Source organism: Nonomuraea jabiensis (assembly GCF_014204795.1).
GTDB classification, from domain to species: Bacteria; Actinomycetota; Actinomycetes; order Streptosporangiales; family Streptosporangiaceae; genus Nonomuraea; species Nonomuraea jabiensis.
This window is the reverse complement of sequence record NZ_JACHMB010000001.1, coordinates 6,426,125-6,451,188: the sequence shown is the minus strand read 5'-3', so window position 1 is coordinate 6,451,188 and position 25,064 is coordinate 6,426,125. Positions and strand designations below refer to the sequence as shown.

Below are 25,064 nucleotides of genomic sequence, written 5' to 3'. Positions count from 1 at the left end.
CGCTCAGCGCTCGGCCCGGCGCCGGAGGAGTTCGGCGGTGGCCTGGTCGGCGGGCAGGAACGCCTCCAGGTGCAGCTCGGCGAGCGTGACGTCGGTCGCCGTCGCGAACGAGGTCAGCGTCGTGATGAGGCGCAGTTCCCCGTCCGCCGAGGCCAGCCTCATGGGGACGGCGAAGCCGAGGTGCTCGGGCCCGACCGGCGCCTGGGGGACGTATCCGGCCAGTTCGGCCACGAAGTCGTCCAGGCGCGGGTCCGGGCTCCGGCGGGTTCTCGCACGAAGGTTCTCGATGATGTGCCGGCCCCATTCGGGCAGGTTGCGCACCCTGGGGGCCATCCCGTCCGGATGGAGCATGAGCCGCAGCATGTTGACCGGCGGTTCGAGCAGCTCGGGCGCCGCGCCCTCGGTGAACACCTCGACGGCGTCGTTCGCCGCCACCACGCGGCCGTACGGCGCGATGACGAGCGCCGGATACGGCAGGTGGCCGTGCAGGATCTGCTCCAGGGCGGCGCGGACCGGCCGCAGCGCCGACTCCTCCAGGCCCGACTCCGCGAACACCGGCGCGTAACCGGCCGCGGTGAGCAGGTCGTTGCGCTCCCGCAGCGACAGGCCGAGCGACTCGGCCAGCCGGATCACGATCGCGCGCCCCGGCCTGGAGCGGCCGCTTTCGATGAAGCTCAGATGGCGCTGGGTCGTTCCGGCCAGCGTGGCCAGTTCGAGCTGGCTGACCCGGCGAAGCCCGCGCCAGCGTCGCAGCTCCGTGCCGACGCCGTTCTCCCTGATGGTGGTGCTCACTGCTCTGTTCTATCCGGTCGCCGTGCGGGCCCGCGATTCCCTCCGGGGAATTGCCGGCCATCACGGCCGCCCCGCACGATCGTGCCTACTCATGAAGAGCCGGAAAGGACATCAGATGAAGAGCTACCGCCTCGTGCCCGGACGTGGCCTCGCCGGGCTGACGCTCCACGACCGCGACGTGCCCGAACCCGGGCGCGGGCAGGTCGTGGTCAGGATCCGCGCGAACTCCCTCGGGTTCCGCGACCTGCGCGTGCTGTCCGGGGAGTACCCGCTGCCGGTCACCCCCGGCGTGGTGCCCGGCTGCGAGGGAGTGGGAGAGGTCGTGGCGGTCGGCGCGGACGTCACCCGCGTCAGGCCGGGTGACCGGGTGGCGGCCACCGTCTTCCCGCGCTGGCTGGACGGCCCGTTCCGGCGCGAGGACGCCGCCCAGCTCGGCACCATGATCGACGGCGTGCTGACCGAGTACGCGCTGCTGAGCGAGGACGGGGTCGTGCACCTGCCCGAGCACCTGTCGTACGAGGAGGCCGCGGCGCTGCCGCTGGCGGCGGTGACCGCGTGGAACTCCCTGACCTCCGGCGGCGCCCCGCACGCCGGCATGACCGTGCTGACGCTCGGGTCGGGCGCCGTGTCGCTGTTCGTCCTGCTCTTCGCCAAGCTGGCCGGGGCCAGAGTGATCGTGACCACGTCCGGCCCCGCCAAGGCCGAGCGGCTGAGGGCGCTCGGGGCGGACGAGGTGATCAACTACCGGGAGAACCCGGTCTGGTGGAAGGAGGTGCACGCGCTCACCGACGGCCAGGGAGCCGATCGCGTCGTCGACGCGACGGGGCCGCTGGAGCAGTCGTTGCGGTCCGTGGCGGCCGGTGGCGAGGTCGCCTTCGTCGGCTACTGGCTGTCCGGCGCCAAAGGGGCCGCGCCCGTGGACCCCGCCACCCTGTTCGCGGCCGGTTCGGTGCTGCGCCGGATCGCCACCGGCAGCCGGGCCCATTTCCTGGAGCTGAACCGGGCCGTCGAGGCGCACCGGCTGCGCCCGGTGATCGACCGGGTCTTCCCGTTCGAGCAGGTCCCCGACGCCCTCGCCTACTGCGGGTCAGGCGGCGGCTTCGGCAAAGTGATCATCAGCCACGCCTGACCCGCTCGCTCAGTCCGCCGTCCAGATGCGGCTGCGCAGATCCATGCCGCGGATGACCTGGACGCGGAAGGGGTCGAGGCGCAGGACGTGCAGCTTGGGGTCGGCGGGCGAGCGCCAGAAGTTGCCCAGGTCGTACCCGGCGCCCCGGGGGCTGGTGGCGCGGTAGAGGTCCCACACGCGCCGCCGCACGTCCAGGTCGTCCACCCACCTCGCCACGGCGTCGATGGCGACCGAGTTGTTGCCCGGCTTCCAGTAGGAGAACGAGGTGTGCGGGTTGCCGGCCAGGTGGGCCGCCTTGACCGGGGTCCGGTAGGTGGCCAGCCAGCCCAGCGGCCGCCCGTCCACGCTCTCCCAGATGGGGATGAGCACCCGGGTGCGCGGGCGGTTGCGTGCGTCCACGGTGACCATGGTGGCGTACACGGTGGCGCCGACGATGGCGTCGAACTCGGCCTGGATCTCCGCGAAGGACGTCATCGGGCCGCTCCCTTCCGCAGGCCGAAGGCGCTGACCACGACGGCCAGGGCGGCGGCGGCGATCGGCACGGCCAGCGCGGTGCGGTAGGCGCCGAGCAGATCCCCCGCGTCCGCCACGGCCACGATCACCGTGGTGCTCGCCGCCAGCCCGAGCGCCGCGCCGAACTGGAAGGAGGTGTAGAGCAGCCCGCCGGCCAGGCCCTGCTCGCTCTCGTCCACGCCGTCGGTGGCGACGATGGTGAGCGGGCCGTACGCGAGGGCGAACGACACCCCCAGGATGATCATGGTGGGGAACATCGCGAGATAGACGGTGTCCATGCCGATGGGCAGGAACAGCACGTACGAGAGCAGGGCGGCCAGCAGCCCGGCCAGGATGACCCGCGCGTTGCCGAAGCGGTTGACCAGCCGCGGGGTCAGGGTCGGCGCGAGGACGGCGTCCGCGCCGACCGCCAGCATGGCCAGGCTGGTCTGCAGCGAGGTCCAGCCGCGCACCTCCTGGAGATACAGGACCGCGATGAACTGGAAGCCGAAGAAGGCCCCGGAGAACAGCAGCCCCGCGAGGTTGGCGCGGACGAGCGGCGCGGAGCGGAAGATGCCCAGCCGCACCAGCGGCGCGGCGGAGCGGCGTTCGATCACGAGGAAGAGCGCGACCAGCGCCAGCCCGGTCACCAGCGCGCCGGCCGTCCACCCGGCGCCCACGTGGGCGGCGCGCTCGACGCCGAGCACCAGCAGCATGATGGCGGCGGTGATGGTCACCGCGCCCGCGACGTCCAGCCTCCGCTCCTGGGAACGTTCCATGGGACTGGCGGGGATCAGCGGCACCGCCAGGACCAGGATGATCAGGGCGAGCACGGCCGGCGCGAACAGCACCCAGCGCCAGTCCACGGCGGCGAGCAGGCCGCCGAGCACCAGCCCGAGGGAGAAGCCGCCGGCGGCGGTGCCGGAGTACACCAGGAGCGCCTGGTTGCGCCGCGGCCCCTCCTCGAAGCTCGTGGTGATGATGGACAACCCGGCGGGGGTCATGACCGCGGCGGCGACGCCCGCCACGAAACGGGCGGCGATGAGCATCCAGCCCTCCCCGGCCAGCCCGCCCAGGGCGGAGACGACGAGGAAGACCGCCAGCCAGGCCAGGAACATCCGGCGGCGGCCGAACAGGTCGGCCGCCCTGCCGCCGACCAGCATGAACCCGCCGTAGCCCAGGACGTAGGCGCTGATCACCCACTGCAGCTCACCCGTGGACAGGCCGAGGTCGGCCCGGATGGCGGGCAGGGCCACATTGAGCATCGCGACGTTGATCCCCTCAAGGAAGATCGCGCCGCACAGGACGAACAACATCCCCCACGCCTTGGGGGTCATGCGCAACGACGGCGGAGAAGAGTGCGTGGTTGTGGACACGGGAACGACTCCTATGGTTCTTTTTCGTAACAAAGGAATCTTGCGTGACCATGGGGAAGTAATGGAAGACGGCACTTCAAAGGCACTCGGTTACTGCACGGGAACCATGGACGACGAGGTCATCCAGTGGGACACCCGGGCCGACTGCGACGTGCGAAAGATCCTCGACCGCGTCGCCGACAAGTGGTCGCTGCTGGTCATCGCCCTGCTCGACCGCCGCACGATGCGCTTCTCCGAGCTGCGCCGCGCCATCGACGGCGTCAGCCAGCGCATGCTCACCGTGACGCTGCGCCAGCTGGAGCGCGACGGGCTCGTGATCCGCACCGTCTATCCGGTGGTGCCGCCGCGGGTGGAGTACGAGCTGACCCCGCTCGGCTTCTCGCTGCACGAGGTGATCAAGTCGCTGGTCGTCTGGACCGAGGAGCACCAGCGGGAGATCTCCGACGCCCGCACCGCGTACGACGAGCGGACGGCCGAGGAGGAGCGCCTGCTGCAGACCCCCATGGCGCGCTGATCCGGCGCTGATCCCGCGCGCGCATTACGCCTCGGGGCCGAAGACCCCGGGATACGCCCCGCCCGGCTCGGGATCGAGCCCTTTCCACAGCGCCCGCAGGATGCCGTGCAGCTGGGCCACCTGCTCGCCGGTGAGCGGGTCGAACAGGCGCCTGCGCACCTCCTCCACGTGCGCGGGCGCCGCCTGCGCGAGCGCGGCGAAGCCGTCGCCGGTCAGCTCGGCCATGGTCACCCGCCGGTTGTCCGGGTGCGGTGACCGCCGTACCCAGCCGCGCTCCTCCAGCCGCGCCACCGCGTGGGACAGGCGGCTGAGCGAGGAGTAGACCTGGGCGGCCAGGTCGGTCATCGACATGCGCCGATCGGGGACCTCCGAGAGCGTCGCCAAGATCATGTAGTACGTGTACGGCATCCCGGCGTCGTGCTGCAGCTGCCGGTCGAGGGCGTCGCCGAGCAACCGGGTCGTCCACAGGTACGCCCGCCAGGTCCGCTGCTCGTCGTCGTCGAGCCACCGTGTCTCCACGCCGCCCATCCTAGCTTGAACTCTCAACCTTCGAGGTGTAGCGTCCACACTTGAACGCTCAACCTTTAGGGAGAAATCATGAAAATTGGCGACTTCGAAGTGGGCAACATCGGTTTCGGCGCCATGCGGCTGTCGGCCGACGGCACGATCTGGGAGGCGCCCGCCGATCGGCAGGGCCCTCTGGCCGTCCTGCGCCGCGCGGTCGAGCTCGGCGTACGGCACATCGACACCGCCGACGCCTACGCGCTGGGCGCGAACGAGGAGCTCATCGCCGAAGCCCTGCACCCCTACGCCGACGACGTCACGATCGCCACCAAGGGCGGCGTGGCCCGGCCGGGCGTCGAGGAGTGGATCCCGCTGGGACGCCCCGAGTACCTGCGCCAGCAGGCCGAGCTGAGCCTGCGCCGCCTGCGCCGCGACGTGATCGACCTGTACTACCTGCACCGCGTCGACCCCCAGGTCCCGCTCGCCGACCAGGTCGGCGCCCTGGCGCGGCTGCGGGAGGAGGGCAAGATCCGCCACATCGGCCTGTCGGAGGCGACGGTGGACCAGCTGGAGGAGGCCCGCGGGATCGCCCCCGTCGCCGCCGTCCAGAACCTCTACAACCTCACCGACCGCACCCACGAGGAGGTGGTGGACTACGCCGCCAAGCACGGGATCGCGTTCGTCCCGTTCTTCCCGATCGCCGTCGGCGACCACGCCAAGGCCGGCGGCCCCGTGGCCACCGTGGCGGCCAAGATCGGGGCGACCCCCGCCCAGACCGCGCTGGCCTGGCTGCTGCGCCGCTCGCCGGCCATGTTCCCCATCCCCGGCACGACCTCCGTGGCGCACCTGGAGGAGAACGTCGCGGCGGCCGGTTTCACGCTGACCGACGAGCAGTTCGCCCGGCTGGACCGGGTGTCATAGCTATGGGGCCGGCTTGACGTTCTTCATCGTGAAGTGCGAGGTGACGTTCCTGATCCGCGGGATGGTCATGACGTACGTGCTGAGGAAGGTCTCGTAGGCGGCCAGGTCGGCGACGGCCACGCGGACGAAGTAGTCGGGGCTGCCGAACAGCCGCCGCAGCTCGATGACCTCCGCGGCCCGCGCCAGGGTCTGCTCGAAGCGTTCGACGGTCTCCGCGTCCTGGGCGTCGAGGGTTAGGTCGACCAGGACCTCGAACGACCGGCCCACGGCGGCGGGATCGATGACCGCCCGGTAGCCGCGGATGACGCCCTTCTCCGCGGGGCTGGGGATCTTCCCGCTGGGGATCGCCCTCGGCCTGCTGGTCGTCCAGGCCGGCCTGTCCTGGTGGCTGGCCCCCGCGCTGCCGGTGTCCGCGTTCGCCGGATCGCTCGAACTGCTGCTGGTGGGCATGGTCGCCGGTGCCACGCCGCTCGCCGCGGTCGCGCCGACCGTCCTGGTGGTCAACTTCCGGCACGTCTTCTACGCCTTCTCCTTCCCGCTCCACCTGGTCAGGAACCGCCGCCGATGCCTGGCACCGCCTACCTCGTCGCCGTCCTCGCGATCGTCTTCGCCATCACCCTCGCGCTGCGTGCCGTCCCCTTCGCGGTGCTGCGCAGGCTGCGCGGCTCGGCGATCGTGCGGCAGCTGTCGGTGTGGATGCCGGTCGGCATCCTCGCCATCCTCGCCGTGACCGCCCTGCACGGCACCATCGTCGCCGAGCCCCGGGCGACGCTGTACGCGCTGCTCGCGGTCGCCGTCACGGCGGGGGTCCACCTCGCGTTCGGCCGCCGTACGATCCTGAGCGTCGGGATCGGCACCGCGGCCTACGTCGTCCTCGTCAACGCCCTCTGACCTGCCCCCTTTGCGCCCCGGTGGCGGTCGCCTACCGAGGATGGAGCCGCTGCTGGAAGCCCGTGACGATGGCGTCCAGCCCCGTGGTGAACCACCGTTCGTAGAAGTCGAGAGCGGCGGGGTCGGGCGGAGCGGTGGGGGCGTCGGCGCCGGGCGGCGTGCCCACCTGGGCGAGGGCGTGCCCGAGCACGTAGACGCCGACGGACTGGATGGTGATCAGGGACTCGTCCTGCTCGATGCCGGCGGCGGTGAAGCGGTCGAGCACGCCCGCCAGCAGCGGCAGGGCGCTTTCGACGTCGACGGGGTACGTGGCCAGCAGCGGCACGGCGTGCGGGTGGTCGAGCAGCATGCGCCGGTACGCCACGGCGAACCGCGTCACCGCCTGCGTCCACGTCGGGCCGGGGTCGAACCCGGCGAGCGCGGTGGCGAACAGGCGATTGACGATCGCGGCCAGGATGGCGTCGCGATTGGGCACGTGCCGGTAGAGCGACATCGCGGCCACGCCGAGGCGGGCGCCGATGCCCCGCATGGTCACCGCGTCCAGGCCCTCCTCGTCGAGGAGGGCGATGGCCGCGGTGACGATCTGCTCGGTGGTCAGCTGGGGCGGCCGCCCGCCCCGGCCGCGCTGTGGCTTGGTGCTCATGCGGCCAGTGTGACAGCCAGCGTGGTGCCGAGCATGGCCACGCTGAGCAGCCCGACGACCATGTGCTGGACGTCGGGGACGACCGCGTGCCCGGCCGCGGGCAGGATCTTGAGGGTGCGGGCGTAGTCGCGCTCGTAGACCTGCCGCTGGGCGGCGGAGCTCAGCCCGAGGTACGGCAGCCACCAGCTGACCAGGTGCCCGGCCAGGATCAGCCCGCATAACGCCGACGCGGCGACCAGCGACCACGGCCGGCGCAACGCGATGCCGGCGGCGATGAGCAGCGGGAACGGGTAGTTGATCGTCGCGGCGAGCAGCCGTGGCCGCAGGTTCCCGGGTTTCAGGTCGTTGAGCGGGAACATCGGCACCCACTCGGTCAGGGCCAGCCAGGCCAGCCAGAGGAGCGGGAGCGCGAGGGCGATCGTGGTCATGCGTGACCTCCAGAGTTTGTGTACCACGTAAGCTTACGCGGTACACAAACTCTGGACAACCCCGCGCGGGGCGGCGGACCTCCTACTCGTCGTCGTCATCCGGAGGGACCGGAGCGGGCGGGATCGCGGCCGGGGCCTGCGCCACCGTGGCGGCGCCGGCCGTAGCGGTCGACGGGGCGGAGAGCGAGACCGAACCGATGAGCACGGGCGCCACCAGGGCGGCGGCGACGAGCAGGCGTTCGAGCATCAGAGATCACTCCGTGAGGTGACGAGCGCCCGGCTGAGGCGGGCTGACGGAGCGTCGACGTGGGGCTCCCGGGAAGCGCCAGTACGGCGCACAAGCACTTCTCACGCTAGCGGGAGCGGCCCGCGGCGTCTCCCGGCAGGAGGCAAAGCCTTCCCCAGGCCCGGTCCGGGAGTGCTCAGGGCGCCTCCTCCAGGAACCGTACGAGGTCCTTGCGCTCGTTCTTGCCGTTGAGGGTGAGCGGGAAGAAGGGCAGGACGCGGCAGATCGCGGGCACCTTCGCGGGCTCCAGGCGGTCCGCCAGCTCGCGCAGGACGGCATGGGGAGCGAGGTCGCCCTCCACGATGATCGCGAGATCGTGCCGCTCGCCCGGAGGCAGCACCGCGGCGGCCCGGACGCCCGGGATGTCCATCGCGGCGGCCTCGATCTCGATGGTGCTCATCCGGGTGCCCTTGCGCTTGAACATGTCGTCGCGCCGGCCCTCGAAGTAGAGGTAGCCGTCCTCGTCGAGGAATCCGTAGTCACCCGTGTGCAGGCGGGTCTCGCCGGTGGCCGCGTCGCGGCGGTAGACGCGGGCGGTCAGTTCGGGGGCGCGCCAGTATCCCGCCATCACGTTGGGCCCGACCACCACGATCTCCCCGGTCTCCCCGGCGGGCAGCGGCGAGCCGTCGTCGCCGAGGATCAGCACGCGGGTGCCCGGCAAGGGGCGGCCGACCGAGTCGGGGCGCTCGCGCTCCAGCTCCGGCTCCATGATGGTGACCCGCTTGCACTCGGTGACCCCGTACATCCGCACCACCCGGGCACCGGGGAAGCACTCGCGCAGGCCCTCGATGGTCGAGGCCGGCAGCGCGGCGCCGGTGCTGGTGAACATCCGCACGGTCGGCACGGAGCCGGGGGCCCGCCTGCCCAGGGTCGTGAGCATGGCGCCCAGCGAGGGCACGATCGGCACGACGGTCGCGCCGCACTCCTGGAGCCGGCCCAGCAGCGCCAGGTCGGAGCCCTCACCCGCCAGCACCAGCTCCGCGTGGCCGAGGGCGGACAGGAAGATCTGGTAGAGCCCGTAGTCGAAGGACATCGGCGACCGGCAGAAGACGACGTCCCCTGGACGGTAGCCGAGCACGGCGTTGATGGCCGACGCCGCGAACGTCACCTGCGCGTGCGGGCCCACCACCGCCTTGGGCGCCGCCGTGCTGCCGGAGGTGTACATCAGGACCGCGACGTCCTCCGGCCGGACCTCGGCCGGTCCGCCCGGGACCGGGCGCCCGGCGAACGCCTCCACTTCCTTCCAGAGCTCGTCGATCGCGTACACGGGCACGTCGGCGGTCTCCCGCAGCGCCTCGCCGGCCCCGATGACCAGCTTGGGCTCGGAGTCCGCCAGCACGGAGCGCAGGTGGTACGCCTTCATCCCGGGGTTCAGGGGCACGAAGACGACACCGTGCCGGGACGCGCCGTAGAGGATGGGGACGGTCTCGCGCAGGTTGGGCAGCTGCACGATGATCCGGTCGCCGGGTTCGACGCCCGTGGCCGCCAGCCAGGCGGCGAAAGCGTGACTGAGCTCGACGACCCGCCGGTAGCTCCAGCCGCCGCGGGCGTCGCGCACCGCGGTCCCGTCCGGATTCGTCGCCGCCGCGTCATCCAGCAGTTCGTGAATGAGCCGCGGTCGCGGAGAATGCGTCGTGGAATTCAACCCGTTCAATATGAGCCTCCCGCCTCAAGCCGGGGAAAGGAATTTCTCCGGCAGCCGGGACGCATGCGCGTGCAACCGGAAGCCGGCCAGGCCGCTTCCGAAGCTACGCCGGGCCTCCGGCGAGCTGACCCCCTACTCCACCCCTATAAGGGTGCAGGGGGGCACGTAGACCCCCCAGATCCGGCGGAGCCCCGCCGTCCGTCCCGGCCGCGACCAGGGCGGCCGGGCGACGCTCGAAGATCATCGTACGGGCACGATCAACTCACGCCATAGATGATCTTGAAATTCTGTGGAATGTTCACAACCCGGCGGGCGGAAGGACGGTCCACCTGCAAGGGTCCCTGGGGCACAAGGCCACGACGGCCACGGCGAAGATGGATTAGCACCGACCGGCTTGGTACGTTCCAGGAAACGGCCGCCCGAAAATAACCGGGCTTCATCGCCCCAGTTGAGCACCGTTGCGGCGGAGAATCATCCGGCCCCCCGTTTACGCGTATTGACATTCCGGACTACAGTGATCGAAGCCTGGCCGGACCCGCGCCACCGAGGTGGCCTTTCCTTGACTGGGACCGGCACATAACATTACCGTGACGGTTTGGCGCCCTTTTGTGATTCGCTCGGGGGTGCACGGCCTGCCGAACGGTGTGTTTTCCCAGCCCACCGGCGACGCAAGCCGCTCACTACGCATGATGGGAACGTGGCCACAGATGGTACAGGAATTCACGGGCGCCGACGAGAGCGGGAAAGGCACCGCCTCACTCAATGTTTATTGGATTGTCAGCCCGGCGACACCGGAGCGCAACCGTGAAATCGCGGCGAACCTTGCGAAACCTGTCCCCGCGTCGCCGGACCTGCTTTCCCTGCCGGGCGGCGACCCCGCCGGAGTGCGTTCCGCCGTCCGGTTGTAGCGTTGCCGCGGGTCATCGATTTCAAAGGGGGCCAGGGAATCCTTTCCGTTCTCATGCACGGCGACCGCCCGGCGACGGCCGGCTCCCAGCGACACCGCCGCGGCGCGGCCGGCGGCGGTGACGGCCATGTCCGGCGCGCCGGCCGCGACCGCTTCCAGGAAGCCGCGGCGTCCGGACCCGGCGGGCCGCTCCTGGCGGGCTCCGCCCCGGATCGCCGGACGGCCGCTTCGAGCTGCGCGAATATCGAGCCACCCCGGTCGGGGGCCGGCTCGTACGAGGACCTGCGGTCGTGGCTCGGCAGACCGCCGCCGCCCGCCGCGCCGAAGCCCGGCCACCACGCCGCCCGGAGGCGGCCGGTGATGCCTTCACCGCCCACGCGCGAGAGGGGCCGGACGCCTTCCACGCCACGCCGAAAACCTCGGCTCAAACGTAACGAAGTCGGCGATCGAGGAAACCTGGACTGCTCCCGCCAGGGCCGTCCGGTTGCTGATTGAACTTCCTCTACGACCCAACAGGTGAAGGAGAGTCGATGCAGTTCGCCGAACGCGAATCAGAAATCACCCTCCTCAATACCATGCTCGCGGAGAGTGAGCATGGCTGGGGAAGAATTGCGATGATAACCGGCCCGCCCGGGTTCGACAAGAGCCGGGTGTTGCACGCTTTCGCCGACTCCGCGGTGCGGTCGGGCGCCACCCACCTGAGCGCCATCTGCTTACGCAACGAGCAGAACATCTCACTGGGCGTCATCCACCAGGTTTCCCAGAGCTTGAGTGCCGTACCGGGCGAGACGCCGCCGGCGTTGAAGCTGCTGCAGGAGGCCGTATTCAACGCGGGACCGCGGGGGATCCGGCCGGAGGACCTCAATTGGATCGGCGTCACCCACGGCCTGTGGGAGATCATCACCAACCACGCGCGGCACGGCGCGGTATTGATAACGATCGAGGACGTGCAATACGCGGATTCGGTGTCTCTGGATATTCTGCTGCATTTCATAAACCGGCTCCATTCCGCGAACGTCTTCATGGTGTTCACGGTGAACGAGGGCCCGGACGGGGTGCCGCTCAGGATCCAGAGCGACCTCATGCACCATCCGCAGTGCCGCCGCATCAAGGTGGCCCCCTACTCGTCGAGCACCATTTCCCGGATCGCGCAGGCCCGCCTCGGGATCGGGCCCGATGACCCGCTGGCGGACGCGATCCACCAGGTCAGCGGTGGAAACGCGCTCCTGGTGCGCTCGCTGATCGAGGACCAGCAGAACGCCGGCGGCGACCAGAAGGAGCTGGTGGTCGACGACGGCTTCTCCGGGTCCGTCCGTACGCTGCTCAACCGCATCGGCAGCACCCCCCTACGAGTCCTGCGCGCCGCCGCCGTGCTGGACGCGTCCACCTCTCCCCCGCTGCTGGCCGAGATGCTGCACATCAAGCAGCCGGCCGTCGTCCGCACCCTGGAGTGGCTGGCGGAGATCGGCCTGCTGGGCATGGACGGCTTCCGCCACCCCGCCGCCAGGGAGGCCGTCCTGGACTCGATCGAGCCGGACGTCCTCAAAGAGCTCTACGGGCGCGCCGCCCAGCTGCTGCACGCGACCGGCGTGCAGCCCACCGTGATCGCCGACCACCTCGTCGCCGCCAGCACCAAGCACGAGCCCTGGGCCCTGGACGTCCTGCGGGAGGCCGCCGACCAGGCGCTGGCCACCGACGAGTACGAGCTCGCCGTGCGGTATCTCCGGTACGCGGCGGACCTGTGCTCCGGCACCGACGAACGGATCCAGGTCACCCTGGCGCTGGCCAAGGCCACCTGGCGGATCAACCCCTCCACCGCCACCATGTACCTCCCCATGCTCGTGCAGGCCGCGCGGGACGGCCGGCTGCCCGCCAGGGACGTGCACTGGCTGCTCACGTGCATGCTCTGGCACGGCCAGTACGACGAGGCCGAGGAGATGTTCGCGCTGCTGGAGCAGGCCGAGCAGGACGAGGGCCAGGAGGCGGGCGGAGCCGCCGCGTGGCGCCTGGCGGCCGACCACTGGCTGGCCAGCACGCACCCGCCGGTCCTGCACCGGTTGCGGGGAACGTACAAGCCCGCCCCCCTACGCGAGGGCAGCGAACGACATCCGGCCCTCTCGTACGCGCGGACGATCTCCGCGCTCGCCGCCAACCTGCGCAACGGCGAGACCGAGGCGGCGCTGAAGACGGCGGAGAAGGTCCTGCACTCGGTCCAGCTCGAAGGCTGCAACATCGAGCTGGTCGAAGCGGCCCTGTTCTGCTTCATCTATTCGGACCGCACGCAGGAGGCGGCCTCCCTCGTCGAGAACCTGTGCGCGGTGGCCGAGCGGCGCTCCTCGCCCACGTGGCTGAGCGTGCTCGCCGCCTTCCGCGCGCACATCGCCGAGCTCAGGGGCGAGATGATGGAGGCCGTCGAGTACGGGGAGCTCTCCCTGCGCACCCTCCCCCCGAGGAGCCTGGGCGTGTTCGCGGCGCTGCCGCTGGCCAGCCTCATCGAGGCCCACACCGAGATGGGCCAGTACCAGGAGGCCGAGCAGTACCTGCGCCACCCCCTGCCGGAGACCGTCTACCAGACCCGGTACGGGCTGCACTACCTGTTCGCGCGAGGCCACTACCGGGTGGCGGTCGGCCAGGCGCACGCGGGCCTCAGCGACATCCTGAAATGCGGCACGCTGATGCGGTCGTGGGAGATCGACACGCCCCTGCTCATCCCCTGGCGCCTGGGGGCGGCGGGCGTCTCGGTCGTGCTGAAGAACAACGCCCGCGCCCGGAAGTACCTGGAGCTGCACCACGCCCTTCCGCACGGCCACAGTCCCCGGATCCGGGGGTTCGCGCTGATGGTGCTCGCCTCCGCCGAGGAGGTCGGACGCCGGCCACCGCTGCTTCGCAAGGCCGTCGACATGCTCCAGGAGTCCGGCCACAAGATGGAGCTGGCGCACGCGCTGGCGCGCCTCAGCCACTCCCTCGCCGCCCTGGGCGAGACCGACAAGGCCCGGCTCATCGGCCAGCAGGCGGATCGCGTCGGTCAGCGCTGTCATGCCGAGCCCCTGCGCAGGTCGGTGCAGCACGCGTTCGAGAGCGACTTCGGCGCGATCGCCGCGGGCAACGACCAGAACGCCCTGAGCCCCGCCGAGTACCGCGTCGCCTCCATGGCGGCGCTGGGCTACACGAACCGGGAGATCGCGACGAGAGCGCACATCACCATCAGCACCGTGGAGCAGCACCTGACGCGCATCTACCGCAAGCTCGGCGTGAACGGCCGGAACGATCTTCCGCGCCTGTTCTCGTCGAAGGAGTTCGGCACCTCGGGCGGAGGCGTGCTCGTCGCGGACGATTCCCGTCACCTGCCCGGTTCGGCGTCCGTGCCCGGGTGACGGCCCGCGCCCAAGTGACCGTCCGTGCCCGGGTGACGGCCCGCGCTATGCGGCATCCGGGGTCTGCGGGCCGGACACGTCCGGCTTGCGGACGACGAAGATCGCCCAGCCGACCTCTCCCCGGTCGATCGCGGCCTGCACTTCTTCGCACGACGAGGAGAAGGCGAGCATCTTCTCCCGGGCCTCGGGATCGGTCATCTGCTCGGCGCGCGTCCGGGCCGCCTCCGCGTTCCCTTCGAAGGTCCGCCGGAGGAAGCCGGTCACGTTGAAGACCGAGTCGATGTCGAATCCGGCCTCCTCCAGCACGGAATGGTATTTCAGCAGCGTGTACCCGTCGTTCCAGCCGAACTTGTCGTAGACCTCGGTGCGGGTACGCGCGCTGATCCATTTCCGGGGCTGGTAGAAATCACTGAAGGCGAGAACACCCCCCTTTCGCAGCACGCGGCGGATCTCTGAATAGCTGTGAGGTTTGTCCGGCACCTTGTGCAGGGCGCCGTGGCTGACGACATGGGTGAAACTCCCGGGCTCGTGGGGGAGCCGCATCACCGATGCCCGCCGGAACCCGATGTCGAGCCGGTGTATCTGGTTCGTGCACAGGTCCTGGGCGAACCTGACGTACTCCTCGCTGTCGAAGATCCCCTCGCCTCGGCAGCCGAACCACTTGGCGAGGTAGATGAGCAGGCATTCGCAGTCGTCGCCCACCTCGAGCACCGTGCACGAACCGTCTATCCCCGCCTTGGCGGCGAGAAAGGCGGCCGTCTGCTCGACGGTCGTCCGGTAGTCGTCCCGGGCGTTCTCCCGGAAGTCGTCGGCCGGGGTGCCGGTTTCATGTACCGCGCCATAGCCCTTGAAATTCAAAAAGGTATGACTGCTCTGGTCGTACATGTCTCCGACTTCCCTTCGACTATAAGAGTGATCCGTAATGGCACCGGCCAGCGCCTGCCCGCGCGAACGCGCCGAGGATCAATCGCGCCGCGCGGGATTTTCCCTATACCTCGAAGAGTGCCCGGATTCTGTCATGCGCTCAATGGTGCTGTCCCCCCTTTTCCGATCCGGTCTTCCGCCCGCTCGGACGCCCCATTTACAGGTTTCTGTTTCGTCCGTTGTGTCCGGGTGTCAAGAAGGATTCTCGGCACTACGCAGGTTGATGAACGCGAGAATCCCCATGATCAACATGATGCCCGCGCCCGCGAGCGAGGCGACCTGCATCCCGTCGACGTACGCCTCGCGCGCCACGGCGGCCAGGGCCGCCCCCACCGCCTGCGGGAGCTCGCCGGCGACCGCCATGGCACCGCCGATGGTCTCGTTCGCCAGCGCGGCGGCCTCACGCGGCACCTCGGGCGGCAGATCCCCGGCGAGGGTGCTGCGGTAGACGGCCACCCCGATGCTGCCGAGAATGGCCGCCCCGAGCGCCTGCCCGAACTCGGTGGAGGACTCGAACAGCCCCGAGGCGGATCCCGCCTTCTCGGGCGGCGCGGTGGCGACCACCATGCTCGAGGCCAGCGCCTGCACCGACCCGATCCCCCAGCCCAGCAGGAACAGCCCGCCGAACAGCAGCGGCAGGTTGACGTCCGTGCCCAGTTGCGAGATCAGCAGGAAGCCGACGGCCCCGAAGAGCATGCCGGAGCCCATGATGTAGCCGGGCCGGAGCCACCGGGTGAGCGCCGCCCCGAGCACCGAGCCCGCCGCCGAGCTGACGGCCGTCGGCACGGTCATCAGGCCGGCCACGATCGGCCGCATCTCGAGCACCGACATCAGGTACTGCGTGATGAAATAGAACGTCCCGACGAGGGCGAACACCGCGAGGGTGGCGGTGATCAGGGACACGGTGAACGCCTGGCGGCGAAAGAGCGCCAGGTCGAGCATGGGGTCGGGCAGCTTCCGCTGCCGCTGCACGAACAGGGCCAGGAACAACAACCCGATCGCGGCGGCGAGCCACATCGTCGGGGACAGGTTCTGCTCGGCGACCAGCTTCACCGCGTAGACCAGCGGCAGCGCGGCGAGCAGGACGAGCAGCGCGCTGAGGATGTCGAACTTCCCGGGGTTGGGGTCTCGGTATTCCGGCAGGAACGGGCCGAGCAGCAGTAACAGGATCATGATCGGGACGCTGATCAGGAAGACCGCCCCCCACCAGAACATCTCCAGCAGCCACCCGCCGACGATCGGCCCGGCCACGCTGCCGAGAGTGAACACCGCCGCCCAGATGGCGATGGCCATCTGGAGCTGACGGGCATCGGTGAACAGCACCCGGATGAGGGCGAGCGTGGGCGGCATCAGCGTCGCCGCCGCGGCTCCCTGCAGGCCACGTGCCACGATGAGCAACTCGGTGGTGGGCGCGTATGCCGCGATGGCCGACGTCACGCCGAACACCACCGCGCCCACCAGCAGCAGCCGCCTGCGGCCGATCCGGTCACCCAGATTGCCCATCGGGATGAGCAGCCCGGCCAGCAGGAAGGCATAGATGTCGACGATCCACAGCTGTTGCGTGCCGGTCGGTTCCAGCTCGGCGGTCAGAGACGGGAGCGCGAAGAACAGCACCGTCACCGTGATGGAGATGAGCAGCACAGGCAGCATGAGGATCGCCAGGCCGGCCCATTGCTTCCACCCCGCTTTGGCGTCGCTTTCAGCGATATCCATTCACACCCCTCTCATACTGTGTACGTAAGACTTACAGTACACCATATGTCAGCACCCTGAAGGATCTTGTCAAGCAAATGTTTACAGCTTCCTCTACATTCCGCCTACATGCGCCCTGCTCGCGGATACCTTCTGACAGGCGACCTTGATTGAAGAATATTTTCGTCACAAGCACCACCCTTTCTTTTCATCACATTTCGTGCGTGATATAATTTCGTCACAATGGAAGATCGTGACGAAATCAGACTGCCATGCTGACGTGTGTACAGTGCGGGAAGGAGCTCACGGCCCCTCCCCGCGGGCGCAAACCCAGCTACTGCTCGCGCTCGTGCCAGGCCCGCGCCTACCGTGCCCGCCTCGAGTCGCGGACCGACCAGGGAGGGCGGGAGAAGAAGAGCGACCAGCCGCCGTCACCTCCCCGTCCGGCGCGTCCCGCGCCCAGCGGGCGTGCCGCGCGTGAGGATCCCCATCGGACCGAGGCCGGCCTCTCCCGGGAGCGGATCGTGTGGACCGCCATCCGGATCGCCAACGCCGACGGCCTGGAGAGCATGTCCATGCGGCACGTCGCCAACGTGCTCGGGGTCAAGGTGATGTCGCTGTACAACTACATCGACGGAAAAGACGAGCTGATCGACCTGATGGTCGAGGCCGTGTTCAGCGAAGACGGGGACTCCGCCCCCCGGGCCCCCGGAGGCTGGCGGGCCGAGCTCGAGGCCGCGGCCCGATGGGAGTGGTCGCTGTACTCGACGTACCCCTGGGCCCTGGAGGTCATCGCGACGGTCCAGCCGCCGCTCGTCCCCAGCCTCCTCGCCCGCTTCGAACGCGGCCTGGGCGCGCTCGACGGCCTCGGCCTGGACCCGATCATGACCCATCGGATCTATCTCGGCGTGAGCGGCATCGCCCAAGGGCTCGCCCTGCTCCGGGTGAGCGAGATCGCCTCCGAACGGCGGGGCGGCGGGATCTCGCTGAGCCAGTGGCGAGCCGTGAAGTTCCCCGCGGTGCTCGAGGAGCTGGGAACCGACCGGTATCCCCGGCAGGCCGCGGTCCGCAACAGCCCGGAGGTCATCGCGGACCTGGAGGAGATCTTCGAGTTCAGCCTGCAGCGTCTCCTCGACGGCATCGCGCGGTTCCTGGAGGGGGAGACGGGAGGCTCCCCCTCTCCCCCTCGACTGGGGTCCCGCTCGGATCCGCCCCTGACCGAGGATCACTGACCTTGCCGCTCCCGTCCGGCTCGTTCGCCGCTCACGCGCCGTTCGAACGCCGGTCGGACTGCTCCAGCCATTCCTGTACGGCCTGTGCGATGGATGCCGACTCGCCCTCCATCATCGTGAGGTGGTCACCGCGGACCTCGCACAGGTCGTGCTTCAGATGCCAGGCGGCCCGCCAGTTCCCGTCCCGCGACCTCTCCCCGTCGGGGCCGGAAGGCAGGGGGGTGTCCGGCCGGAGGAAGAGGACGGGGGTTTCGATCTCCTCCACCTCCGTCTCCCGGAAGAGCCGGTAGTACCGCCCCATCGCCGTCATGCGCGTGTCGCTGAAGGGGCCGTACGTCTCCGCCCGGTCGAACATCCCCTCCAGCATCTGGCCGCCGAGCTCGTCGATGACGTCGCTGTCCGGCAGGAAGGTGTCCAGCAGGACGAGCCCCGCCGGGCGTACCCCCATCCGCTCCAGGTACGTGACGGCCGCGTGCGCGAAGTTGCCGCCGCCGCAGTAGCCGACCACGACGAACGGGTCGTCGCCGGCCGTCTCCCGGATGGACTCCGCCCACATGCGCACCACGACGTCCACGTTCTCCGGAAGGCTGTCGTCCGGGGCGTAGCCCGGCACCTGGAGCGCGTACAGGTCACGCACTCCCTGGAAGTGCACGGCCAGCCGCGCGAACTGCGCCGCGCCGCCCAGCGCCATCGGCGTGCTGAAGCAGAACAGCTTCGGCAGCCCCGGGCCCGAGGCCAGCATCAGCGGCGGGTACGAACGGTCCAGCTCGTCCAGCGTCCCGAACGACGGCCGGAGCCGCGCCGCGGCCTCCAGCATGTCCAGCCCGTCCTGCAGCTTCCCGGCAGGGGCCGCCGCACGCAGCAGCGAGCTGAGCGACCCGCTCCCGTCCTGCTCCGGCGCACCGGTGGGAGCCGTCCCGCCGGCGGCGTCGATCGCGATCTCCTCCGCCAGGTACCGGGCCAGCCCCACGGCGGTGCCGTAGTCGAAGACCGCCGTCGCCGGCATCCGCACCCCCGTCGCCTTGCTCAGGACGTTGCGCAACTCCATCGCGGTCAGCGAGTCGAAACCCGCCTCGAGGAAGTTCTGCTCCGCCCGGATCGCCTCCGGCTCGCTGTACCCGATCACCTTCGCCGCGCACTCGCGCACCATCAGGGTGAGCTCGTCGACCTGCTCGGCAGGTGACAACCCGGCCAGGCGCCGCTGCACCCCTGACCTGTCGTCCGGGCCGGGCCCGCCGGAGTGGGCGGTGCGGCGTGCGGGGGTGCGGACGAGTCCCCGGAGGATGGCCGGTACGCCGTCGGGGCGGTTGCTGAGGGTGTGGGTGTTGATGGGGAGTGGGAGGAGGTGGGGTTGGGGTGTGGTCAGGGCGGTGTCGAGGAGTTGGTTGCCTTGGGTGGTGGTGATGCGGTGGTAGCCGGCTTGTTCGATGCGGGTGATGTCGGTGGTGGTGAGGTGGGCGCTCATACCGCTGGGTTGGTGCCAGAGCCCCCAGGCCAGGGATTGGGCGGGCAGCCCCGCGGTCTGGCGATGCCTGGCGAGGGCGTCCAGGAAGGCGTTGGCGGCTGAGTAGTTGCCCTGTCCGGCGCTGTCGAGGGTGGCTGCGGAGGAGGAGTAGAGGACGAATGCGGCCAGGTCCAGGTGTTGGGTGGCCTGGTGCAGGTGCCAGGCGGCGTCCGCCTTCGGCCGCAGCACCCGGTCGATCTTGTCCGGGGTGAGAGAGGTGACCACGCCGTCGTCGAGGACTCCGGCGGTGTGGAAGACGGCGGTGAGCGGGTGCTCGCCGGGGACGCGCTGCAACAGCTGGCTGACCTGTGCGGGGTCGGACAGGTCGCATGCGGTGATGTCGACGGTCGCGCCGGCTGCTTCCAGGTCGGCGCGTAGCTGGTCGGCGTCGGGTGCCTGGTCTCCTCGGCGGGAGGCCAGCAGCAGATGCTTGACGTGGTGCTCGGTGGCCAGGTGGCGGGCCAGGATCGCCCCGAGGCCGCCGGTGCCGCCGGTGATCAGTACCGTGCCGTCGGGATCCATGCTGTGCGGCATGGTCAGGATGATCTTGCCGGTGTGGCGGGCCTGGGCCATGTGCCGGAACGCCTGGCGCGCCTGCTGCACCGGCCAGCACCGCACGGGCAACGCCGCCAGCCCGCCGCTGGTGAACAGGTCCAGCATCTCGGCCAGCATGTGACCGACCCGCTCGATCCCGGCGTCCATCAGGTCGAAGCTGCGGTAGCGGACGTGCGGGTGCGTGCCCGCGACGTCGGCGGGGTCGCGGCGGTCGGTCTTGCCCATCTCGATGAACCGCCCGCCAGGGGTGAGCAGGTCGAGAGAGGCGTCGGTGAAGGGCCCGGCCAGCGAGTTGAGCACCACATCCATCCGCGCCCCGCCCATCACCGTGGCGAAGGCATCGGCGAAGTCGAGGTCCCGGGAGGAGGCAATGTGATCCTCGGCCACGCCCAGGGCTCGCAGGAGGTGCTGCTTGCCAGGCGAGGCCGTGGCGAACACCTCCGCACCCAGATGGTGAGCGATCTGGATGGCGGCCATGCCGACACCACCAGCTCCGGAGTGGATCAGCACCCGCTCCCCACGGGAGAGCCCGGCCAGATCGACCAGCCCGTACCAGGCGGTCGCGAACGCGCCCGGAACCGAGGCCGCACGAGCGAAGCTCCACCCCTGCGGCATCCTCGCCATCATCCGATGATCGGCCACGACCCGGGGACCGAACGTCCCCTCTCCCAGCCCCATCACCCGATCGCCGACCCGCAGCCCGGCCACACCGGGCCCGACCTCGGTGACCACACCGGCGAACTCGCCACCGATCGCCCCACCTTGTTCGGGCACCATGCCCAGGGTCACGACCACGTCGCGGAAGTTCAGTCCGGTCGCTCGCACATCCACCCGTACCTCACCGGTGGCCAGCTCACGGTCAGCTTCGGGTGCCGGGATCAGGGTCAGCCCGTCGATGGAGCCCTTGACGGGGCTGTCCAGCCGCCACCCACCCGTCCCCTCAGGCACGGGCAGGTCGCCGGAAGTGTCGGCCCGGGCCAGCCGCGGCACCAGGACCCGACCGGCACGTACCGCCAGCTGCGGCTCGTCCTCCACCGCCAGCAGCGAGCCCAGAGCGGCGAGCGACTCGGCCGCGGCATCGAGATCGACCAGCAGGATCCGGCCCGGGTTCTCGGTCTGCGCCGACCGCACGAGACCCGACACCGCCGCTCCGGCAAGAGTGCCGCCGGCCTCGGTGCCGGTTGTCACCGCACCGCTGGTGACCAGCACCAGCCGGGAATCGGCCAGCCGCTCAGCAGCCAGCCAGCCGCTCAGCACTCCTACGACCCGGTCCAGCTCCGACCGCAACTCCTCCAGCGGTCCTTGGCCGTCCGCCTGAGGAAGCGGGATGACCAGGGTCGTGATGTCATCGTCGGTCGCTGCCTCGTGAAGCTCGGCGTATGCGCGCACCTTCAGCCCACTGCGGCGCAGAGCATCGGTGACACTGCCGTCTTCACCGGCCGCGTCCACGACAGCTATTGCCCCTTCGGCCGCAGGCGGGTTCCAGCTGCGGGGAATCACCCATTGCACCAGGTGGAGCGCCTCGCGCCCGGGCTGCGGGCGTGACGCCAGACCGCCGGCGGGCAGGGGGCGCGTGATCAAACTCGCGACGGACGCGACCGGAGCACCAGTGCCATCAGCGATCCGGATGCTCCAAGCACCACCTTCTGGAATGACGTGAACGCGCACGCGTTGGGCGCCGGAGGCGAGGAGTTCCACGCCGCTCCAGGCGAACGGCAGTTCCACCCCATCAGCCTGTCCGATCAGGCCAGTGGCGTGCAGGGCGGCGTCCAGGAGAGCCGGGTGGATGCCGTACCGGCCAGCTTCGGCGGCTTCCCGCTCGTCGAGCTCGACCTCGGCGAACACCTCGTTGTCTCGGATCCAGGCCCGCTTGAGTCCCTGGAAGGCCGGACCGTAGCCGTATCCGGTGCCCGCCAGCGTCTCGTAGTGGCCGGACACGTCCACCGCCTGCGCGCCCGCCGGCGGCCACTGCTCGCCCGCGGGACTCGGAGTGCTGCTGGTCGTGGTCAGGGTTCCGGTGGCGTGGCGGGTCCACGGCTGTCGGCCGGTGCGGGCATGCACGGAGACGTCACGCCGTCCGTCCTCGCCCGGGGCCGCCACCGCCACCTGGAGCTGGACCGACTCCTCCGCATCGATGGCCAGCGGCGCTTCCAGAGTCAGCTCTTCCAGCACCGGGCAGCCGACCTCGTCACCCGCGCGGACGACCAGCTCCACGAAGCCGGTGCCGGGGAACACCACCGTTTCTCCCACCGCGTGATCGGCCAGCCAGGGGTGTGTGGAGGTCGAGATCCGTCCGGTCAGCACCACGCCACCCTGATCCGGCAACTCCACCGCCGCTCCGAGCAGCGGGTGGTCCACCCGGGCCTGGCCCAGTCCGCCCGCGTCCGACATCCCTGCAGGGACGCCTTCGAGCCAGTAGCGCCGGTGCTGGAAGGCATAGGTCGGCAACTCGACGCCTGTGTCGGTCGTGGTGAGGAATTTGTCCCAGTCCACCGCCACGCCCGCGACGAACGCCTCGCCGACCGAGCGGATGAACCGGTCGGGGCCGCCCTCGCCACGGCGTAGCGATCCCACCGCGACCCCGGAGGTGCCGGTGGCGTCCAGGATGTCCTGCACCGCCATCGCCAGCACCGGATGCGGAGAAGCCTCGATGAACGCGCTCTTGCCATCGGCCAGCAACGCCCTGACCGCGCCCTGGAAGTCCACCGGCCGGCGCGCGTTGGCGAACCAGTACTCCGCTCCCAGCTCCGAACCCGCCAGCAGCCCACCGCTCACCGTCGAATAGAACGGCACCCGGCCCGGCCCGGCCTCCACCACGCCCAGCATGTCCAGCAGCTGCTCCCGCAGCGGCTCGACCATCACCGAATGAGAGGCCACCGTGGTCGCGATCACCCGCGCCCGCACCCCCTCACCCCGCAGCCGCTCCACGAACTCCTCCAGCGCCTGAGGAGGTCCCGCCACCGCGCAGGAGGCCGGGCTGTTGTCCGCGCTCACCTCCAACCCCGCATCCAGCGAGGCCACACGTTCACGCACCGCCTCGGCGGGCAGCCCGACGGCGGCGATCGCGCCGCGCCCCCACAGCTCGGCGGCGAACAACCGGCTGCGCAACACCACCACCCGCACGGCGTCAGCCAGCGACAACACCCCGGCCACACAGGCCGCCGCGACCTCGCCTTGCGAATGCCCGATCACGGCTGTCGGGCGGACGCCGACGGATTCCCACAACGCCGCCAAAGCCACCCCGACCGCAAACGCGACCGGCTGCAGCTTCTCGATCGAGCCCAGCCCGGCCCCGTCAGCGTCGGCCAGCACCTGAGCCGGATCCCAGTCCACCCACCGCCGGATCTCGGTGAAGCACTCCTCCAGCCGGGCGGCGAACACCGGCGACGCCTGCGCCAGCTCCACCCCCATCCCAGCCCACTGCGCCCCCTGACCCGGGAACACGAACACCGCATCCCGCCGCCCCGACGCCGTACCGGAGACCACGCCCGGGACAGACTCGCCCGCCGCCAACGCCCGCAGACCGGACAGCAACTCCTCCCGATCAGCGCCCACGACCACCGCACGGTCCTCGAACACCGCACGCGAACGCACCAGCGACAACCCCACACCCGCAACCGACAGCTCAGGCGAGGCCGCCACATGATCGGCCAACCGCAGCGCCTGCGCCCGCAACGCCTCCTCGCCACGGGCCGACACGACCCACGGCACCAAGCCCGACACCACCGGCACATCCTGCGGCGCGTCCTGGCGTGCGGCCTCCCCGTTCAGGCTCTCGCCCTCATCGGCAGTGACGGGCAGCGGCTGCAGGTCGGGAGCCTCTTCCACGATCACGTGCGCGTTCGTCCCGCTCACCCCGAACGACGACACCCCGGCCCGCCGCGGCCGGCCGTCCGGCTGCGGCCACTCCCGCGCCTGCTCCAGCAGCCGAACCTGACCCCGCTCCCAATCGACATGAGTCGTGGGAGCGGACACGTACAGAGTCTGGGGAAGCACGCCCGCGCGAGCGGCCATGACCATCTTGATCACACCAGCCACGCCCGCGGCCGCCTGCGTGTGACCGATGTTCGACTTCAGCGACCCCAGCCACAACGGCTCCGCCGACTCCCGGCCCTGCCCGTACGTGGCCAGCAACGCCTGAGCCTCAATCGGGTCACCCAGCGCCGTCCCGGTCCCGTGGGCCTCGACCGCGTCCACCTCGGCACCCGAAACCCCCGCGTTCGCCAGCGCCTGACGGATCACCCGCTCCTGCGAAGGACCGTTCGGCGCCGTCAACCCGTTACTGGCGCCGTCCTGGTTGACCGCCGACCCCCGGATCACCCCCAACACCCGGTGACCGGCAGCCACCGCATCCGACAACCGCTCCAGCACCAGCACCCCGACGCCCTCGGACAGGACGGTGCCGTCGGCCTCGTCGGAGAACGCCTTGCAGCGGTCATCCCGCGCCAGACCCCGCTGGTGGCTGAAGTCCACGAGAAGTTCCGGGGTGGCCATGACGGTCACGCCGCCCGCGAGCGCGAGCGTGCTCTCCCCGCCGCGCAGCGACTGGCACGCCATGTGGATGGCGACGAGCGAGGAGGAGCAGGCGGTGTCGACCGTCACCGCCGGGCCCTCCAACCCCAGCGTGTAGGCGACCCGGCCGGAGATGACGGAGCTGGAGTTGCCCGTGCCCAGGTAGCCTTCGCTGCCTTCGGGCAGGGGGCCTCGGCCCACTTCGTAGTCGTTGGCGAAGGCGCCGATGAAGACGCCCGCGGACGTGCCGCGCAACGAACCCGGATGGATCCCGGCCCGCTCCAGGACCTCCCACGCGACCTCCAGCACCAGCCGCTGCTGCGGGTCCATCGCCACGGCCTCACGCGGGCTGATCCCGAAGAACGCCGGGTCGAACTCGTCGGCCCCGTCGAGGAAGCCGCCCGCACGGGCGTAGGTCGTGCCGCTGCTGTCCGGGTCGGGGTCATAGAGCGCTTCCAGATCCCAGCCCCGGTTCTTGGGGAACGGTACGATCCCCTGCTGGCGGTCCAGCACCAGGTTCAACAGGTCTTCGGGCGAGTTCACCCCGCCGGGGTAGCGGCACGCCATGCCCACGATCGCGATCGGCTCGTGCTCCTTGGCCTCGACCTCACGCAGACGTCGGTTGGCCTGCTGGAGGTCTTCGGTCACCCGCCGCAGGTACGCGAGGAGCTTCTCTTCGTCAGCCATGACGTCCCACCTTCCTAAGGGGTTTTCGAGCGTTACCTGTCGGACGACCGGGTCGG

The 25,064-nt window shown here is 70.3% G+C and carries 19 protein-coding genes and 1 pseudogene; 8 read left to right on the top strand and 12 right to left on the bottom strand.

Features of this window, described 5'->3' with window-relative positions:
- Nucleotides 1-3: 3 nt before the first annotated feature.
- Nucleotides 4-792, bottom strand: coding sequence for a helix-turn-helix domain-containing protein (locus tag HD596_RS29520; protein WP_185072547.1), 789 nt, complete (start codon nt 790-792; stop codon nt 4-6).
- A 115-nt stretch (nt 793-907) separates the two neighbouring features.
- Between HD596_RS29520 and HD596_RS29515 the strand changes: the two genes are divergently transcribed.
- On the top strand, nt 908-1,921 hold the full coding sequence (locus HD596_RS29515; RefSeq protein WP_185072546.1) for a zinc-dependent alcohol dehydrogenase family protein: 1,014 nt from the start codon (nt 908-910) through the stop codon (nt 1,919-1,921).
- A gap of 9 nt (nt 1,922-1,930) precedes the next feature.
- Here HD596_RS29515 and HD596_RS29510 read toward each other — a convergent pair whose 3' ends face one another.
- Nucleotides 1,931-2,395, bottom strand: coding sequence for a pyridoxamine 5'-phosphate oxidase family protein (locus HD596_RS29510; protein WP_185072545.1), 465 nt, complete (start codon nt 2,393-2,395; stop codon nt 1,931-1,933).
- Entirely contained in the window at nt 2,392-3,789 is a 1,398-nt protein-coding gene (locus tag HD596_RS29505; protein ID WP_313045005.1) for an MFS transporter, read from the bottom strand. Before HD596_RS29505 ends, HD596_RS29510 begins: the two co-directional genes overlap by 4 nt.
- Nucleotides 3,790-3,895: 106 nt before the next feature.
- Between HD596_RS29505 and HD596_RS29500 the strand changes: the two genes are divergently transcribed.
- Entirely contained in the window at nt 3,896-4,303 is a 408-nt protein-coding gene (locus HD596_RS29500) for a winged helix-turn-helix transcriptional regulator (protein ID WP_246554928.1), read from the top strand.
- A gap of 24 nt (nt 4,304-4,327) precedes the next feature.
- Here the strand turns inward: HD596_RS29500 and HD596_RS29495 are convergent, their stop codons facing one another.
- Nucleotides 4,328-4,822, bottom strand: a complete 495-nt coding sequence (locus HD596_RS29495; protein ID WP_313045003.1) for a MarR family winged helix-turn-helix transcriptional regulator — start codon at nt 4,820-4,822, stop codon at nt 4,328-4,330.
- A gap of 78 nt (nt 4,823-4,900) precedes the next feature.
- On the opposite strand from HD596_RS29495, the gene HD596_RS29490 reads away from it, so the two are divergent.
- Nucleotides 4,901-5,728: an aldo/keto reductase gene (locus tag HD596_RS29490; protein ID WP_185072543.1), complete on the top strand. Its 828-nt coding sequence runs from the start codon at nt 4,901-4,903 to the stop codon at nt 5,726-5,728.
- On the opposite strand, the gene HD596_RS29485 is transcribed toward HD596_RS29490, so the two are convergent.
- Nucleotides 5,729-5,995: an Lrp/AsnC ligand binding domain-containing protein gene (locus HD596_RS29485; RefSeq protein WP_313044999.1), complete on the bottom strand. Its 267-nt coding sequence runs from the start codon at nt 5,993-5,995 to the stop codon at nt 5,729-5,731.
- A 34-nt stretch (nt 5,996-6,029) separates the two neighbouring features.
- Between HD596_RS29485 and HD596_RS29480 the strand changes: the two are divergent.
- Nucleotides 6,030-6,233: pseudogene (locus HD596_RS29480) on the top strand (AzlC family ABC transporter permease); the annotation flags it as partial.
- Between the two features lie 59 nt (nt 6,234-6,292).
- Nucleotides 6,293-6,619, top strand: coding sequence for a branched-chain amino acid transport AzlD family protein (locus HD596_RS29475; RefSeq protein WP_185072542.1), 327 nt, complete (start codon nt 6,293-6,295; stop codon nt 6,617-6,619).
- A gap of 31 nt (nt 6,620-6,650) precedes the next feature.
- Here the strand turns inward: HD596_RS29475 and HD596_RS29470 are convergent, their stop codons facing one another.
- The 4 genes from HD596_RS29470 to HD596_RS29455 all read right to left on the bottom strand — a co-directional run bounded on the left by HD596_RS29470 (nt 6,651) and on the right by HD596_RS29455 (nt 9,621).
- Entirely contained in the window at nt 6,651-7,262 is a 612-nt protein-coding gene (locus HD596_RS29470; RefSeq protein ID WP_185072541.1) for a TetR/AcrR family transcriptional regulator, read from the bottom strand.
- On the bottom strand, nt 7,259-7,690 hold the full coding sequence (locus tag HD596_RS29465; protein ID WP_185072540.1) for a hypothetical protein: 432 nt from the start codon (nt 7,688-7,690) through the stop codon (nt 7,259-7,261). The genes HD596_RS29470 and HD596_RS29465 overlap by 4 nt, the downstream gene beginning before the upstream one ends.
- 82 nt (nt 7,691-7,772) lie before the next feature.
- On the bottom strand, nt 7,773-7,937 hold the full coding sequence (locus tag HD596_RS29460) for a hypothetical protein (RefSeq protein ID WP_185072539.1): 165 nt from the start codon (nt 7,935-7,937) through the stop codon (nt 7,773-7,775).
- A gap of 175 nt (nt 7,938-8,112) precedes the next feature.
- On the bottom strand, nt 8,113-9,621 hold the full coding sequence (locus HD596_RS29455; protein WP_246554926.1) for an AMP-binding protein: 1,509 nt from the start codon (nt 9,619-9,621) through the stop codon (nt 8,113-8,115).
- Nucleotides 9,622-10,208: 587 nt separating this feature from the next.
- Here HD596_RS29455 and HD596_RS29450 point away from each other — a divergent pair.
- Together HD596_RS29450 and HD596_RS29445 are read left to right on the top strand one after the other, a co-directional pair.
- A complete protein-coding gene (locus HD596_RS29450) occupies nt 10,209-10,529 on the top strand; it encodes a hypothetical protein (protein WP_185072538.1) in 321 nt (106 codons plus the stop codon).
- A 529-nt stretch (nt 10,530-11,058) separates the two neighbouring features.
- Complete coding sequence (locus HD596_RS29445; protein ID WP_185072537.1) at nt 11,059-13,902, top strand: helix-turn-helix transcriptional regulator; 2,844 nt, start codon at nt 11,059-11,061, stop codon at nt 13,900-13,902.
- 45 nt (nt 13,903-13,947) lie between these two features.
- On the opposite strand, the gene HD596_RS29440 is transcribed toward HD596_RS29445, so the two are convergent.
- Together HD596_RS29440 and HD596_RS29435 are read right to left on the bottom strand one after the other, a co-directional pair.
- Entirely contained in the window at nt 13,948-14,787 is an 840-nt protein-coding gene (locus HD596_RS29440; RefSeq protein ID WP_185072536.1) for a class I SAM-dependent methyltransferase, read from the bottom strand.
- Between the two features lie 231 nt (nt 14,788-15,018).
- Complete coding sequence (locus tag HD596_RS29435; RefSeq protein WP_185072535.1) at nt 15,019-16,539, bottom strand: MFS transporter; 1,521 nt, start codon at nt 16,537-16,539, stop codon at nt 15,019-15,021.
- Between the two features lie 503 nt (nt 16,540-17,042).
- Here HD596_RS29435 and HD596_RS29430 point away from each other — a divergent pair.
- On the top strand, nt 17,043-17,750 hold the full coding sequence (locus HD596_RS29430) for a TetR/AcrR family transcriptional regulator (RefSeq protein ID WP_185072534.1): 708 nt from the start codon (nt 17,043-17,045) through the stop codon (nt 17,748-17,750).
- A gap of 31 nt (nt 17,751-17,781) precedes the next feature.
- On the opposite strand, the gene HD596_RS29425 is transcribed toward HD596_RS29430, so the two are convergent.
- Entirely contained in the window at nt 17,782-25,008 is a 7,227-nt protein-coding gene (locus HD596_RS29425) for a type I polyketide synthase (protein ID WP_185072533.1), read from the bottom strand.
- Between the last annotated feature and the right edge of the window lie 56 nt (nt 25,009-25,064).